This is a genomic window from Streptococcus sp. SS-4456 (assembly GCF_036680365.1).
Taxonomy (GTDB): domain Bacteria; phylum Bacillota; class Bacilli; order Lactobacillales; family Streptococcaceae; genus Streptococcus.
Genome location: NZ_JAVIHI010000019.1, coordinates 23,870 through 39,705, shown reverse-complemented (window position 1 = coordinate 39,705; position 15,836 = coordinate 23,870). Strand labels below are relative to the sequence as shown.

17 protein-coding genes are annotated in these 15,836 nt (G+C 42.8%); 16 read left to right on the top strand and 1 reads right to left on the bottom strand.

Annotated elements, in window-relative coordinates; all coding sequences use genetic code 11:
• The first annotated feature begins 182 nt into the window (after window positions 1–182).
• The 16 genes from RFK25_RS06725 (at window position 183) to RFK25_RS06650 (ending at window position 14,564) form a co-directional block, all read left to right on the top strand.
• Window positions 183–932 carry an HAD family hydrolase gene (locus RFK25_RS06725; protein WP_332412501.1) on the top strand — a complete coding sequence of 250 codons (750 nt, stop codon included), beginning with the start codon at window positions 183–185 and terminating at the stop codon, window positions 930–932.
• A 195-nt stretch (window positions 933–1,127) separates the two neighbouring features.
• Window positions 1,128–2,462, top strand: coding sequence for a methylenetetrahydrofolate--tRNA-(uracil(54)-C(5))-methyltransferase (FADH(2)-oxidizing) TrmFO (gene trmFO, locus RFK25_RS06720; protein ID WP_332412500.1), 1,335 nt, complete (start codon window positions 1,128–1,130; stop codon window positions 2,460–2,462).
• Window positions 2,463–2,538: 76 nt separating this feature from the next.
• Window positions 2,539–3,375 (top strand): AraC family transcriptional regulator, encoded by an 837-nt coding sequence (locus RFK25_RS06715; RefSeq protein ID WP_014636394.1) that lies wholly within the window; start codon window positions 2,539–2,541, stop codon window positions 3,373–3,375.
• 64 nt (window positions 3,376–3,439) lie between these two features.
• Window positions 3,440–4,477, top strand: coding sequence for a DNA glycosylase AlkZ-like family protein (locus RFK25_RS06710; protein WP_332412499.1), 1,038 nt, complete (start codon window positions 3,440–3,442; stop codon window positions 4,475–4,477).
• Between the two features lie 82 nt (window positions 4,478–4,559).
• Window positions 4,560–5,384, top strand: a complete 825-nt coding sequence (locus tag RFK25_RS06705) for an alpha/beta hydrolase (protein WP_332412497.1) — start codon at window positions 4,560–4,562, stop codon at window positions 5,382–5,384.
• Between the two features lie 27 nt (window positions 5,385–5,411).
• Window positions 5,412–6,158: an esterase family protein gene (locus tag RFK25_RS06700; protein WP_332412496.1), complete on the top strand. Its 747-nt coding sequence runs from the start codon at window positions 5,412–5,414 to the stop codon at window positions 6,156–6,158.
• Between the two features lie 20 nt (window positions 6,159–6,178).
• Window positions 6,179–7,345 carry an ATP-grasp domain-containing protein gene (locus RFK25_RS06695; RefSeq protein ID WP_332412494.1) on the top strand — a complete coding sequence of 389 codons (1,167 nt, stop codon included), beginning with the start codon at window positions 6,179–6,181 and terminating at the stop codon, window positions 7,343–7,345.
• 139 nt (window positions 7,346–7,484) lie between these two features.
• Window positions 7,485–7,625: a hypothetical protein gene (locus tag RFK25_RS06690; protein WP_332412492.1), complete on the top strand. Its 141-nt coding sequence runs from the start codon at window positions 7,485–7,487 to the stop codon at window positions 7,623–7,625.
• 12 nt (window positions 7,626–7,637) lie between these two features.
• The gene (locus RFK25_RS06685; protein WP_332412490.1) at window positions 7,638–8,027 is read left to right on the top strand and encodes a NisI/SpaI family lantibiotic immunity lipoprotein; all 390 of its coding nucleotides are present in this window, start codon (window positions 7,638–7,640) and stop codon (window positions 8,025–8,027) included.
• 8 nt (window positions 8,028–8,035) lie between these two features.
• Window positions 8,036–8,788: an ABC transporter ATP-binding protein gene (locus tag RFK25_RS06680; protein WP_332412488.1), complete on the top strand. Its 753-nt coding sequence runs from the start codon at window positions 8,036–8,038 to the stop codon at window positions 8,786–8,788.
• The gene (locus tag RFK25_RS06675; protein ID WP_332412485.1) at window positions 8,789–10,759 is read left to right on the top strand and encodes an FtsX-like permease family protein; all 1,971 of its coding nucleotides are present in this window, start codon (window positions 8,789–8,791) and stop codon (window positions 10,757–10,759) included.
• Window positions 10,760–10,850: 91 nt separating this feature from the next.
• Entirely contained in the window at window positions 10,851–11,090 is a 240-nt protein-coding gene (gene relB / locus RFK25_RS06670) for a type II toxin-antitoxin system RelB family antitoxin (RefSeq protein ID WP_105095051.1), read from the top strand.
• The gene (locus RFK25_RS06665) at window positions 11,080–11,337 is read left to right on the top strand and encodes a type II toxin-antitoxin system RelE family toxin (protein ID WP_332412484.1); all 258 of its coding nucleotides are present in this window, start codon (window positions 11,080–11,082) and stop codon (window positions 11,335–11,337) included. Before relB ends, RFK25_RS06665 begins: the two co-directional genes overlap by 11 nt.
• Window positions 11,338–11,377: 40 nt before the next feature.
• A complete protein-coding gene (locus RFK25_RS06660) occupies window positions 11,378–12,043 on the top strand; it encodes a DNA-binding response regulator (RefSeq protein WP_332412483.1) in 666 nt (221 codons plus the stop codon).
• Window positions 12,040–12,981, top strand: coding sequence for a sensor histidine kinase (locus tag RFK25_RS06655; RefSeq protein ID WP_332412482.1), 942 nt, complete (start codon window positions 12,040–12,042; stop codon window positions 12,979–12,981). Before RFK25_RS06660 ends, RFK25_RS06655 begins: the two co-directional genes overlap by 4 nt.
• 74 nt (window positions 12,982–13,055) lie before the next feature.
• The gene (locus RFK25_RS06650; protein ID WP_332412480.1) at window positions 13,056–14,564 is read left to right on the top strand and encodes a phosphomannomutase/phosphoglucomutase; all 1,509 of its coding nucleotides are present in this window, start codon (window positions 13,056–13,058) and stop codon (window positions 14,562–14,564) included.
• Window positions 14,565–14,634: 70 nt separating this feature from the next.
• On the opposite strand, the gene xerS is transcribed toward RFK25_RS06650, so the two are convergent.
• Window positions 14,635–15,705, bottom strand: coding sequence for a tyrosine recombinase XerS (gene xerS / locus RFK25_RS06645; RefSeq protein WP_332412478.1), 1,071 nt, complete (start codon window positions 15,703–15,705; stop codon window positions 14,635–14,637).
• Between the last annotated feature and the right edge of the window lie 131 nt (window positions 15,706–15,836).

Here is a 15,836-nt window from a genome sequence, read left to right as displayed (position 1 = left end):
TAGATTTCGATTTTGTCTTCATAGCTCAATTTCATAAAAATAGCACCCCAAATGTTAGATTTTTTCTGTCTAACTTTTGGGGTGCAGTTCAATGTGTGGTAGGTTTTTTCGTTCTATTGTTGCAAACGTTTTTGTTGTGGGGTATAATATAAAAAATGATGTCTAAAGATTAGGAGAAAGACATGAAAAGTTACAAAAACTATATCTTCGATTTTTATGATACATTGGTTGATATTCGTACAGATGAGAATAAACTAGAGGTCTGGAATCAGCTAACACAGATTTACAATGCTTTTGGTTGTTCCTATCGACCGCGCCAGTTGAAAAATGCCTATCATCGTTTTGTAGAAGAGGCAGAGAGCTCTCTCGCGGAAACAGTGAGTTATCAGTATGTCGAAATTGATTTAGAAACAATCTTCATTCGCCTATTAACGGATGCACCAAATGAAAACCAAAGTACCAATAAGCCGACTGATTTAGAGACTTTTGGGCAAGTAGTAGCCACGATTTTCCGCGTGCTTTCACGTGAAAAGTTAGAGGCTTATGAAAATACCCTAACTAGTCTACAGACATTAAAGGATAGAGAAGCGCGATTATTTATTCTCTCTAATGCTCAACGAATTTTTACTCAGGCAGAAATTGAACAGACAGGTTGTGCGGATTTGATGGAAAAAATTTATATCTCTTCTGACTTTAAGATGAAGAAGCCTGAACCAGCATTTCTTCAACTGGTTTTAGAGGAAAATAATCTTGATGTTGAGGAAACGGTTATGGTTGGTAATGATTTGACATCCGATATAGCTATTGCTCATGAATTGGGAATGGATTCCATTTTGCTGAATACTTTCCCGTATAGTCAGGAAGAAATCGACTCTTATAGGAGACTTGGTTGGAATTTTGAGGTTGTTGGAGATATAGCGGAGCTATTGTAAATAAGCGATAGAACAGTAAAGAATATACATAAAATATATTATGTAAAAAGGTGAAGCTACTTTCATTTCAATGAAGGTAGTTTTGTCTTTTCTAGCCATTTTCTGGTATACTAGATAGGTATAAAATTTAGAAAGGTTCTGTTTTGGGGTATTCCCAAACAGTAGTCAGATATTCTGGCTAGAGGTATTAGTTTCATGTCTCAAACCCACATTAACGTTATCGGAGCTGGCTTGGCTGGCTCAGAAGCTGCTTATCAGATTGCCAAACGTGGCATTCCTGTCAAACTCTACGAGATGCGTGGTGTAAAGCCGACTCCTCAGCACAAGACGGACAAGTTTGCGGAGTTGGTTTGTTCCAATTCATTCCGTGGAGATAGTTTGACTAACGCTGTCGGTCTGCTCAAGGAAGAGATGCGTCGTTTGGATTCCATTATCATGCGTGCTGGTGAGGCTCACCGTGTACCTGCTGGTGGTGCCATGGCCATGGACCGTGAGAATTTCTCTCAAGCAGTCACTGATGAGATTTACAACCACCCACTGATTGAGGTCATTCGCGGTGAGATTACGGACATTCCTGATGATGCCATTACAGTCATCGCGACGGGGCCTTTGACATCAGACGCCTTGGCAGAGAAGATTCACTCGCTTAATGGTGGCGACGGTTTTTACTTCTACGATGCGGCAGCACCGATTGTGGACAGCTCGACCATTAACATGGACTTAGTTTATCTTAAGTCCCGTTATGACAAGGGAGAAGCTGCTTATCTCAATGCTCCAATGAACAAGGAGCAGTTCACCGCTTTCTATGAGGCCTTGATTTCAGCCGAAGAGGCGCCGCTCAATTCCTTTGAAAAAGAAAAATACTTTGAGGGCTGTATGCCTATTGAAGTCATGGCCAAACGTGGAATCAAAACCATGCTATATGGCCCTATGAAGCCAGTCGGTCTGGAATACCCTGAAGATTACAAGGGACCACGTGATGGTGAATACAAGACCCCCTATGCTGTTGTCCAACTCCGTCAGGACAATGCAGCAGGTAGTCTTTATAACATTGTTGGCTTCCAAACCCATCTCAAGTGGGGCGAGCAGAAGCGGGTCTTCCAGATGATTCCAGGACTTGAAAATGCAGAATTTGTTCGCTATGGTGTTATGCACCGCAATTCCTACATGGATTCGCCAAACTTATTGGAACAGACCTTTGCGACCAAGAAAAATCCCAATCTTTTCTTTGCAGGTCAAATGACAGGAGTCGAAGGCTATGTCGAGTCTGCCGCCTCTGGCTTAGTAGCCGGTATCAATGCTGTTCGCCGCTTCCGTGGTGAAGACCCAGTCATCTTCCCACAGACCACAGCTATCGGTGCTCTGCCATTCTACATCACCCACACCGAAAGCAAGCACTTCCAGCCTATGAATGTCAACTTTGGGATCATCAAGGAGCTGGATGGGCCGCGGATCCGCGACAAGAAGGAGCGTTATGAAGCAATAGCAGAGCGTTCACTCAAGGACTTGGAAGAGTTTTTGACGGTTTAAGCCGATAGTTTTCCGACGAAAAGTATCGGAAAAACTTGGATGGTAGATGGTAAACTGATAGGGAAAGGGGAAGTTGATGATAAAAGAGTTCAATGCAACCGTACGTTACCTAGAGTCCGTTTTAGAAAGCGAAATCGATGAACGGGAATTTTTGCGCATATCAGGATATTCCGTTCCCATGTTTAGTCGTCTCTTTTCGATTCTGACAGATATGTCCTTGTCAGAATACGTTCGGTTACGAAAGTTGACGCGAGCTGCTATGGACATTCGTGAAGGACAGGCAAAGATTATAGATATAGCCCTTAAATATGGGTATGAATCTTCGGATTCTTTTGCCTTTGCCTTCAAACAATTTCATCAGATTTCTCCTAGTCAAGTGCGTAAGGGGTTGCCTTTTAAGGTCCTCTTACCCTTGCAACTATCATTAACCATCCAAGGAGGTAAAGAAATGGATGTTCGTATTGAAAAGAAGGCTGGTTTTACAGTTGCTGGACTTCTTCGCACAGCAATCAGTAACGAAGTGTGTCCGCAGGTATGGGAAGACTTGTTCAAGAACCATACTTATGAAGAGTTAGCTGCTCTAGGAAGTGGGCAGTCCTTTGGAGTTTGTACATTAGCTCAAGCGGACGAGACGATTAATTATATGGCTGCTTATGATGTCACAGATAGTGAAAAAGCGACTAAGTTAGGCTTAGAACTTCTTGATGTTCACGAAGCTGACTATGCTATTTTTACCCTAACAGGCCCTGTTCCTCAATCTATTCATGCAGGATGGCGTTATGCGCTAGAAACTTTTTTTCCTGAACACGGCTATCGCCATTCAGGTGCACCAGATTTTGAGTACTATTTTGAAGGAGACATGAGTTCCCCAGACTACCAAATGGAACTCTGGATTCCCATTGTGAAAGCATAATGTACAGGACACCTTCGGGTGTCTTTTGTGATATACTAGGGTTAGAAAAACGAAGGAGAAACGAATGAATCACGATACTTGGAAGGGAATTATCTTGAAGAAACAGGGCTTACTGTCACCTCAGTCTGTTCAGCAAATCTGCCAAAATCTCAATGGGTTGCAGGCTCAGTTTCAGCCCTATGTTCATGTCGGATTTCGTAACCGTATGACAGCGGAGGATTTTCATGAGGGTAGCTGGCAGGAGGAGTTGACACGCCAGTGGTCCATTCGGCGAACGGTTCATGCCTATCTCAAGTCGGAAATTCCTCTCTATATCCACGAGGGGCGGCTGGCCAGCACCGACTACCTGAGGACAGAAGGACGAGATGGGTTTAGTCCGCAGACAAAGCAGAAGTACCACCAGCTGATTTTAGAAGCCCTTGAGCAAGGTCCTATGAACCGCGAGGAACTCAAGGCCCTTTGCCGTGCGGAAAAGATGACGCAGGAGGAGGAGAAGCAGGTCTTTAATGCCTGGGGCGGCCTTTTTCGCTACATGGTCGAGCGTGGGGAAGTCTATCAAGAGTACGGTGCCAAACGTTTTCATCGCCTGACAGACTTTCAGCCACTTTCACGGGAAAAAGCAGAGCTGGAAATCGCACGGCGGTATTTTTCAGGTTTTGGTCCTGTCAGCTTAGCGGATGCTCGTTACTACTTCAAGGAAAATAAATCTACGGTCCTAGATTGGATGAAACAGTTGGATTTGAAAACTTTAGAAGTAGCAGGGGAAGAACGTTTTTATCTAGGAAAATTAGAAGAAGCAGAACTGCCTGACTGCCTCTTCGTGGCAGGTTTCGACCAACTTTTGCTAGGTTATGAAAAGAAAGCCAATCCTTTCTTTGATCCTAAGTTTATCCGCCAGATATATACGCTGACAGGCATTGTCAAGCCCGTTGTTTTCTACAAGGGACGACTGGTTGCTACCTGGCGACGTAATAAGGACAGGATTGAATTGGCTATTTTTGAAAATCTGACCAGTCGTGAACTGAAAGAACTGGAACGTTACCGTCGAGTCTATGAGGAACGCTTAAAAACTGAGCAAAAATTGTTCGGAAAATCAGAATAATGAAATAAAAAAACTAAATTTTCTGAATATTTCAGAAAATCTATGGTATAATACTAAAAACACTGTTTAGAAAGAGATGTCTATGAACAAGTCCTATTTTTATCTAGATATGAAAACTCATGAATTAGAAGTACCCTTTACTGCTAGAAAACGCCGTGTCCGTGTTTTATTGCCAAAAGGATATGAGGAAGATACGGATAAAACCTACCCTGTTGTTTATTTCCACGATGGGCAAAATGTACTCTACAGTAAGGAAGCTTTTTCAGGGCATTCTTGGAAAGTCATCCCAACTATTAAGCGTAATCCAGACATTGCAAAAATGATCGTAGTGGCTATTGATAACGATGGTGCTGATCGCATGCATGAATATGCTGCTTGGAAGTTTAGCGAGATGGGTATTCCTGGTGTTCAGTTTGGTGGAAAGGGTACCTTGTATGCCGAATTTGTTATGGATGTGGTCAAACCTTTTATCGACCAAACCTATCGAACTAAGTCCGATAAAATCCATACTGCCATGATTGGCTCATCACTTGGTGGCAACATCACTCAATTTATGGGACTGGCCTATCAGGACCAAATTGGCTGTTTGGGAGTATTTTCATCAGCTAACTGGCTCCATCAAGAAGCCTTTGACCGTTACATTGAGCGACAAGCACTGGATAAGGACCAACGAGTTTATATCTACGTCGGAACAGAGGAAGCAGATGATACTGATAAAACGCTGATGGCAGGTAATATCAAGCAATCTTATATCAATTCCTCGCTAACTTACTACCGTCAATTGATAGCAGGTGGAATTGATTTGGACAATATCGCCTTGGAAGTTGTTTCCGGTGCCGTCCACAACGAAGAAGCTTGGGCAGCTTATTTGCCAGATTGCTTGCGCTTTTTAAGCGAAAAATGGTAATGTAAAGAATTAGTTAGGAGAAAAAAGATGCACGTAGAATTTTTAAGTCACTGGTCAGGCCATCTCGGTCGTGAAATGAATCTCAACCGATATGGTCACGCAGGTATCCCTGTGGTTGTTTTCGCTTCATCAGGCGGTTCGTACAATGAATACGCAGATTTTGGTATGATTGAAGCCTGCCGTGGCTCAATTGAGGCTGGGAATGTCCAATTTTTTACTCTTACCAGTCATGATAAAGAAAGCTGGTTAGCAGATTGGAAATCCATTCATGATAAAGCAGAGGCTCATCGTGCCTATGAACGTTATGTAATTGAGGAAGCTATTCCATTTATCAAACATAAGACGGGTTGGTTTGACGGTATGATGACAACTGGTTGTTCTATGGGAGCTTATCACGCGCTCAATTTCTTCCTCCAGCATCCAGATGTATTTACAAAAGTTATCGCCCTTTCAGGTGTCTATGATGCTCGTTTCTTTAACAACAACCACGACTACGGGCATGATGATGCAGTTTATCAAAATTCACCAGCAGACTACATCTGGAACCAAAATGATGGTTGGTTTATCGACAAATATCGCCAAGCAGATATCATCGTCTGCACAGGTTTGGGCGATTGGGAGCAAGATGGCTTAGACTCATTTTATAATCTAAAACGCGCATTTGAAGAGAAAAATATCCCAGCTTGGTTTGACACCTGGGGTACTGATGTGGCTCACGACTGGGTATGGTGGAGAAAACAAATGCCATTCTTTCTTCACTCAATCGGACTATAAAAAATTAGAAAGGACTGCCTATGAATTATCTCGTTATTTCCCCTTTTTATCCAGAAAATTTCCAACCCTTCACCATCGAATTGGCTAAAAAAGAAGGAGTGACTGTTCTTGGTATCGGACAAGAACCTTATGATCAATTACCTGAAGAACTCCGCAATGCTTTGACAGAATACTTCCGTGTGAATGATTTAGAAAATTTAGATGAAGTTAAGCGTGCGGCAGCCTTCCTAATTTACAAACATGGTCCAATTGACCGTGTAGAATCCCACAATGAGCACTGGCTTGAAAACGACGCAGCCCTACGTGAGCAATTTAATATCTTTGGTGCCAAACCCAAACACCTGAAAAAGACTAAATTTAAGTCTGAAATGAAAAAATATTTCAAAAAAGCAGGTGTTCCAGTTGTTCCAGGTGTAGTGGTTAAAACGGAACGCGACTTTGGCAGAGCTTTGAAGAATGTTGGTTTTCCAATGATTGCTAAGCCAGACAATGGTGTCGGTGCATCTGGGACTTTCAAAATCGAAAATAAGGAAGATTTTGATCGATTTGTTGACACTTGGGATAGAAGCACCGTCTATTTCTTAGAAAAATTTGTTAATTCAAGCATCATCACAACATATGACGGATTGGTCGATCATGAAGGCAATGTTGTTTTTGAAACAGGTTTGACCTACGTTCATACACCGTTTGAATTGATACAAACCAAGAAGGACAATGCCTACTTTATCGAGAAAGAACTAGATCCGAAGTTAGTTGAATATGGCAGAGCTATTATCAAGACTTTTGGTATGAGGGAGCGTTTCTTCCATATTGAATTTTTCAAGGAAGGTGATGATTATATCGCCATTGAATACAATAACCGTATGGCAGGTGGTTTCACAGTAGAAGCCTATAACTACGCCCATTCCATTGATCTCTTCCGTGACTATGCTAATATCGCAACAGGTGGTACAATTGAGGAACGTAGATTTGAACCACAATACTGCTTGGTAGCAACTCGTCGTGATACAACAGACTATGTTTACTCAGCAGACGATATTTATCAGAAATTTGCTGATAAGATTAAGACCGTTAAACGCATGCCCGACGCCTTTGCAGAATTGCAAGGAAATGATGCCTACCTCCTTGTGACAGAGAGCAAGGAAGAGTTGGATGACATGATTGCCTTTATCGGTCTAACAAAATAAAATGAATTGAAAGATGCCAGAAATGGTGTCTTTTTTTCTTTCCTTACAAAGCTGTAAGTTTCTTAGTATGAACTGTAAGGGAGTGGCAAAGGGATCTGTTCTATAATAGACTCATAAGTAAACGAAAGAAGGAAATCATATGTCATTCAAATTTTTACAATCAAAGAGAATAGAAGAAAAGGTATTCTCTGAAAAAGAGAAGATTGAACTCATGGAACAAGCTGCATTTTTGGAAGAGCTCGCCCATGATTTGCAAAGTATGCGATTTATGGCATACTAGAGGGAGGAAACTATGAAAAAGAAAGCATTTGGTTTGCTGGCTTTGGGCAGTATAATGCTAACTGCTTGTTCTTCCTCTTCAGCAGGCCTTAGCTTTGATGAGGGCTATCAAACTTTCCATTACAAGGGAAAAGACTATGCCGTTAGCAAACAGGAAGTTGCCGAAGATAGTATTCAAGGAGCAGAAGTTCAGTTTATGGAATGGCCTGTTGTCAAAGAAGAAGGGGCAGTGAAAAAGACAATATCCTTGAATACTCTCTATGTAACAACTAACAAGGAATGGGCCGTCGGTGTCCAGGATGGTTATTATAAGGTGGATTTAGAAGATAATATTTCTGAGTCAGACCGAATCGACTATCAAGCATTACTTGATGCAGTTGATTTATCTAAAGAAAACAATTAGGAGTTAATATGTTATTAGAAATCAATCATTTAGAAAAAGTTTACCGCACGCGCTTTTCAAAAGAGGAAACTCGTGCCTTGCAAGATGTGGATTTTAAGGTAGAAGAGGGCGAATTTATCGCAATTATGGGTGAAAGTGGTTCAGGTAAGACGACTTTGCTTAACATTCTAGCAACCCTGGACAAGCCGACGAGGGGCTCTGTTATCTTAAACAATCAAGACATCACCAAAATCAAGGAAAGCAAGCTGGCAGATTTCCGTTTGCGTAACCTAGGTTTTGTTTTCCAAGATTTTAATCTCTTGGATACCCTGTCCATCCAAGACAATATCTTTTTACCTCTGGTATTGGCACGTACCAGCCATGAGGAAATGGAAAAACGGTTGAAAGCTTTAGCTCCAAAATTACGCATTCAAGATTTGTTGAAGAAACGTCCTTTTGAACTATCTGGTGGACAAAAGCAGCGCGTGGCCATTGCTCGTAGTTTGATTACCCAGCCACAAATTGTCCTAGCAGACGAACCGACGGCTGCCCTAGATTATCGCAATTCAGAGGACTTGCTGAATTTGTTTGAAGAGATTAACCGTGACGGCCAAACCATTCTCATGGTGACCCACTCAGCCAACGCAGCCAGTCATGCCAAACGGGTTCTCTTTATCAAGGACGGTCGCATTTTCCATCAATTGTACAAGGCAGGCAAGAGCAATCAAGACTTTGCCAAAGAAATTTCGCTCAATATGTCTGCACTTTTAGGGGGTGAGTAGATGTTTTACCTCAAACTTGCTGGGCAAAATATCCGAAAATCCATGGGTGTTTTTGCTCCCTTCGTTTTAGCCAGTCTTGTACTATTTACTCTGATTTGTTCCATGTTCTTACTCATGCTAAGTCCAGTTATGAAGACCATGGGCTCTGGTGCCATTTCTATAGGTCTTGGTGTTGTTGTTCTGACCATTTTCTCGGTCATTATGGAGATTTATAGTTTTAATTTCCTGATGAAACAACGGGCGAGGGAATTTGGTCTCTATAACATGCTGGGGATGAACAAGAAAAAAGTAGCCTTGATAGCCAGCCTAGAATTGATGATGATATTCTTACTGGTTGTGGTTCTTGGTTCTGTCTTAGCTGGTGTGTTTGCAAATGTTCTCTACTTGATTTTTGTCAATATAACACATTATAGTGATTTACATTTTGGAATAGATCCTCTGGCCTTTGTCATGACCGCCTTTCTCTTTGCTGGTATCTTCTTTCTCTTGGAATTGCTGGCCATTCGGACCATTGGCAAGACCAGTCCACTGATTTTGTTCCGAGCTAGTGAAAAAGGAGAGAAGGAGCCAAAAGGCAATGTCCTTCTGGCTGCCCTTGGTGTAGTGGGACTGGGTGTTGGATACTACTTATCGCTTTCATCTAAAGCAGAAGGTCTAGCTGTTATCTATCGGTTCTTTATCGCTGTGCTCTTTGTCATTGCGGGGACCTATCTGTTCTACATCAGCTTTATGACTTGGTATTTGAAGGCTCGTCGGAAAAACAAGCGGTATTTCTATACGCCTGAGCATTTTATTACGACATCGCAGATGATTTTCCGGATGAAACAGCACGCAACGGGTTTGGCCAATATTACGCTACTTGCCGTCATGGCCTTTGTGACCATTGCGACTACAACATCCCTTTATACAGGTATGAGCAGTATGACTGGTGGACTCTATCCCAAGGAAACATCCATTACCTATAAAGTTTCGGATAGAAGTCAAGGTGAAGCTGCCTATCAGCAATCGGTACTCAGCCATTTTCCAGAAAAAGCCAATGACAATCTATCCTACCTGACCTATCAAGCTGGGTTGGTCTATGATGGTGGCGAAGAGATTGTCATTAGCCCAAAAAATATTTCCAATCCAGATTTTTCTAAAATGGCCTTTACCTACTTCATCACGCAAGATGATTTCAGGAAATTAGGCAATGACCTGCCAGAGCTTGCTGCCAATCAAGTGGTCTTTATGCGTCCGGGCGAAAAACCATCGCTGAAGAAGCTTGTTTTGGGTGATCAAACCTTTGAGAATGTAGCTAATCTTGACCAGGCTATTTTCCCAGACATCACCAATACGCTAAATGCCGCCGTTATGGTAGTCAGTGATGACACTGTATTGAATACTGTTCGTGAGTATTATGAGTCCAATAATCCGCAAGGCTATCAAGTCAGTCTGGACTACCGTGTCTTTACCGACTTAACAAATGAAGAGGTTGCTTCGATTGGTGAGCAAACTGGGGACTCTTATAATATCAACGATGCAAACGGAGAATTCCTAGGATATGCTATGCAAAAATCAGATTTCAACAATTTACTGATGGGCTTTACAGGCGGTTTCCTCTTTACAGGTTTCTTGTTGGGCATTAGTTTCCTACTGGGGGCAGCCTTGATTATCTACTACAAGCAGTATTCGGAAGGGTATGAAGACAAAAAATCCTACAAGATCCTACAAGAAGTGGGCATGAGTGCAGCAGCGGTCAAAAAGACCATTAACTCCCAAACACTTACGGTCTTCTTTATGCCTTTGGTCATGGCAACTGTGCATTTTGTAGTATCCTTGGTCATGCTGAAGCAAATGCTACTGACCTTTGGGGTTACCTCATCTCTTATGATTTACACGGTCAGTGGAATTACATTGCTTGCAGTTGCCTTGATTTACTTTGTCATTTACAAGTGGACTAGTCGCACCTATTATCGCATTATTGAACGGTAGAAGAAGTCTCGCCTTGTGCGAGATTTCTTGCTTTTTTTAGGAAATGGTGTTACAATGGTAATACCTAAGGAACACTAGAAGAGGTGAGAAAATGGCAGCTATTACATTGAAAGTTTCTGAGCAGGACAAACTCTTTATGCAAGCTATGGCAAAGTTTGAAGGTGTGAGTTTATCAGAACTCATTCGGACTAAAACCCTTGAAGCCCTTGAAGATGAGTACGATGCGCGTGTGGCAGACAAAGCTTGGGCAGAATACCAAGAAGACTTGGCGAATGGAATTGAGCCGATAACATTAGAACAAATGGCTGAGGAGTTGGGCATTGAGTTATAAGGTTATTTTGTCTGCTAAGGCTCAAAAGCAAATTCGAAAGATGGATAAAACTGCTGCAAGTTTGATTTTGCGGTATCTGTATAAGCATATTGACGGGTGTGACAACCCCAGACAATACGGAAAAGCCTTGACTGCTAATCGTTCTGGTCAATGGCGCTATCGTATCGGCAATTACAGGGTTATCGTCAGTATTGAAGATGACAAATTGATTATGACAAACATAAAAATGAGAAATGGAAGTATCTAGAAGCCAAGACCTGTGTCCTGGCTTTTGCAGAATGAAGAACATGAAAAAAGAAAAGATTTATATTGTTGAAGATGATGAGATGATTGTCCAGCTCTTGAAGCAGCATTTGGGAAAATCTTATCAGGTAGAAAGTGTGCAGAATTTCCGAGCTGTCAGTCAGGAAGTTGCGGAAATCAAACCAGACTTAGTGCTGATGGACATTAGCCTGCCTTATTACAACGGCTTTTACTGGACGACAGAAATCCGTAAAACCATGACCATGCCCATTATCTTTATCTCTTCTAGCGATGATGAGATGAATGCGGTCATGGCCATGAACATGGGTGGCGATGATTTTGTTTCCAAGCCTTTTTCACTAGGAATTTTGGATGCCAAAATCGGTGCCTTTCTGCGTAGGGTCAATCAATTCAGCAAAACAACTGATTTGTCTATCGACCAATTCCAGCTTAGTTTAGACGGGCGATTTTCAAACGAATCAGAACAGGTTCAATTGTCTCCTACGGAAACCAAGATTTTGTCCGCCTTGCTAGAAAGACAAGGGCAGATTGTCAGCAAGGAAGAACTCTTGGAAAAACTCTGGGAAAATGAAGAATTTATCGACCAGAATACGCTCAATGTCAACATGACCAGACTGCGTAAGAAGGTGAGCGAGGTCGGTTTTGAACGTATTCATACGGTTCGTGGTGTGGGGTACTTGGTCAAATGATAGCAAGATTTATCCGAGAATATAGGAGTTTTTATTTCTCATACATTGTTTTGTCTGGCAGTTTTATCTTGCTTTTCTATCTCTACCAATTGCCCAGAGAATTTCTACAAAACGCTCTGCTATTGTCCCTAACCCTTATCATCCTACTGACAGTAGGGCTTTTCTGGAAGTTTCACAACCGCATGAGAGCCTTGGATGACTATGTCCATGAAGAAGCTCTGCCCCTGCTTAATAAGCCTGTGGACTTGGCCTATCTCAACTTGATTGAAGCGGAAAAGGAGGCGACGCGGGAGCAGCTTTTGGTCTATAAGTCACGAGAAGAAGACCTGCAAGCTATGGTCAAAATGTGGTCCCACCAGATGAAAGTGCCTCTGGCTGCCCTGTCTTTGATGAGCCAGACTGACAATCTCAACCAGCAGGATGTCAATCACCAGCTCTTACGCTTGGACAATTACATGGCCAATCTTCTCAACTACCTCAAGCTGACCAACCATGCCAGCGATTTTCGTTTTGAGCAGGTGGAAGTAAGAGACGTAGTGGTCGATTTAGTCAAAAAATACCGCAATCAGTTCTTGCAAAAAGACATTTCAGTGACCATCGATGGAAATTGGTTACTGAAAACCGACAGAAAGTGGCTCAGTTTTGCCCTATCACAGATCATCGACAACGCCCTCAAGTACAATAAGACAGGTGGTAAGGTAGCCATTGAACTGAATGAGGGAATTTCTATTTCCGATACGGGAATTGGGATTCTAGCCGAAGACATTCCACGCCTGTTTGACGAGGGATTTACAGGTTTTAATGGCCGTGAACACCAAAAAGCGACAGGTTTTGGGCTCTATCTAACCAAGCGGGTCTTGAATCAGTTGGAACTAGCTATTTCCGTGGAAAGTCAATTGGAAGCTGGGACAACTGTAAGCATCACTAAAGTACAGTGAAAACTGTGCTTTTTAGTTTTGAAAGCGTTTTGAAATTATGCTATACTAAGACTATCTAACTCAAGGAGGAAGCTATGACCCATCATCACGTACTACAAAACGGATCGGATATTCGCGGGATTGCGATTGCAACGGACGAATACGCTGTCAACCTCACGCCGCAAGCCACCAAGGAAATCGTTCGCGGACTGATTCATTGGCTAATCCAGAAGCCTGAACTTGCTCAAGCCTATCAAAAAGGACAACTCAAAATTGGTATCGGTCGGGATAGCCGCCTCAGCGGTCCAGACCTGGTCGCAGCCTTCACGGAAGAAGCGGTGCGCTTGGGCATTCAGTTGATTGACCTTGGCATGGCCACCACGCCCGCCCTCTTCATGAGCACCCAGTACCCGCAGTTCAAGTGCCACGCAGGCGTCATGGTTACTGCCAGCCACCTACCTTATTACTTTAACGGCATTAAGATTTTTTCGGAAAATGGCGGAGCAGAGCATGAAGATATTGACTTCATCCTCTCGCATAGTGAAGACTTGCCAGCTTCTTCCCTTGGAAGTGTGACCCAAGCAGACTTGATTACGCCTTATGCCCAAGACTTAGTTGGCAAAATTCGTACCGCTTGTGGCGGACAAGGAAAACCACTGACAGGTCTTAATATCATCGTTGATGCTGGAAATGGCGCGGGAGGTTTCTTTACTGAGAAAGTGTTGAAAGAATTGGGAGCAGATACCACTGGTTCACAATTCTTAGACCCAGATGGTACCTTCCCAAACCATGTTCCAAACCCAGACAACAAGGAAGCTATGGAAAGCATTCGTCAGGCTGTCTTGAAGCAAGGTGCAGACCTTGGCATTATCTTTGATACCGACGTTGACCGTGCCGCCCTGGTCACCAAGTCAGGTCAAATTCTCAATCGTAACAACCTGATTGCTGTTCTTAGCCAGATTGTCCTAGCTGAACATCCAGGAACCAGTGTTGTGACCAACTCTCCAACCTCTGAACACCTAAAAATCTTTATTGAAAGCCTTGGCGGCAAACAAATTCGCTATATTTCAGGTTACCGTAATGTCATCAACCGTGCTATTTTAGCAAACCAAGAGGGAGTTGATTGCCAGTTGGCTATCGAAACTTCAGGACACGCTGCCTTTAAAGAGAATTACTTCCTCGATGACGGAACGTATGTGGCAGCTAAGATTCTCATGCTCTTACCAAAACTGCAAGCGGAAGGCAAGTCCTTGGACGACTTGATTGCCCAGCTTAAACAACCGCTGGAAACCCAAGAAGTGCGGTTCAAACTAGAAGCTACAGATTATCGAGCACTGGGTGAACAGGTGATTGCTAACCTCCGCCAAACCAGCCTCGAAGGCTTTGCTTTTAACCCAGAAAACGAAGAAGGAGTGCGGTTTGACCTGACTGAGCCTTATGGTGACGGCTGGCTCTTGCTCCGTATGAGCCTCCACGAGCCACTCTTGGTCTTGCAGGTGGAGAATGACCAGATTGGACACATACCTGCTGTTCTGCGTACACTCTCAGCCTTTTTGGACCAGTACCCAGCTGTCAATCAGGACAAATTGAAAGAATTGATTTAGATTTAAGAGAAAAAAGGGGTAAGTTTTCGCTTACTCCTTAATTTATTTACATAATTTATGTTACGTAACATCATAACTGATCCAGAGCATTTTTCTGTTCATCGTTGACGATATGGGTATAGAGATCAGTGACCTGGGTATTGGCATGGCCCAGCTGATGACTGACTAGAACTTGCGACTTGGTGGCGTCGTAGAGACGAGTTGCCAATGTGTGACGGAGTTTGTGGGGTGTCACACGAATCTTGAAGTCCGCAGAGTACTTGGCTACCATTTTTTCAATAGAAGAAGCGTCGATACGATTGGGCAGACCACGGTATTCGGACAGAAAGAAGGCTGTATCCGTTTTTTCAGCCTTGTAGCGTTGTTGACGGATGCTCATATAGGCTTCCAGATAGGGCTTAGCAAACCCAGCCACATTGACCGAATCCCGTTTACCACCCTTACGGGTTACTTCGATAATCATCATATTGAGGTTGACATCACGGAGGTCCAGATTGACCGCCTCAGACAGACGAACACCAGATGCCAAGAGAAGTGCCAAAATCGCCAAGTCCCGTTCCTTGTTTTTTTGGAAGGAGGAGAGAGCACGTTTTGAGAGATTGACCTGGTATTCCTTGTCCACATAGTCCAAGAACTCCATGGTTTCATCTCCCAAAAAGAGCTTTTGCTTGATGTTCTCCGCCCGTGCTGCCAAGGTTTCCTTCTTCTTCTTGGTGGACACCTTCTTCATGACATTGCGGTAGAAGTAGGGCTCGCCCTGCTCATTTTCCACTTCTTCGGTTAAATACTTGAAGAGACTAGAAAGAGCCGACAGGGTACGGTTAATGGTGGTCTGCGACACACCATTCTGCGTGGTATTGGCGTTCAGTAAGGGACGTTCCCGCAGATAAAGAATAAAGGCCTCCATATCTTTCTTGGTCAGATGTTCCAGAACATCCAGAGGAATGTCAGCAATCCGTTTAACAGTGACCAAATCTGAATCCTGCAACCATTCAAAAAAACGACGATATTCTTTCAAGTATTCATATAAGGTTGTGAAACTATAAGGCACAGACAACTTTGATTGGTAATATTCCAAGACATACCAGGGCATGATTTCTTTTAGCTGTTCAATTTTTTCCAATAATAACTCACGACGCATGTATTTCTCCTGATTTTAGTTATATGATTAGTATAGCATAACCTCATATAAGTTTCAAGAAAATTATAGTTTTTCAGAAAGATGTCTGTAGGGAAATTAGTTAATAAAAAAATATGCTATAATAAAAACAA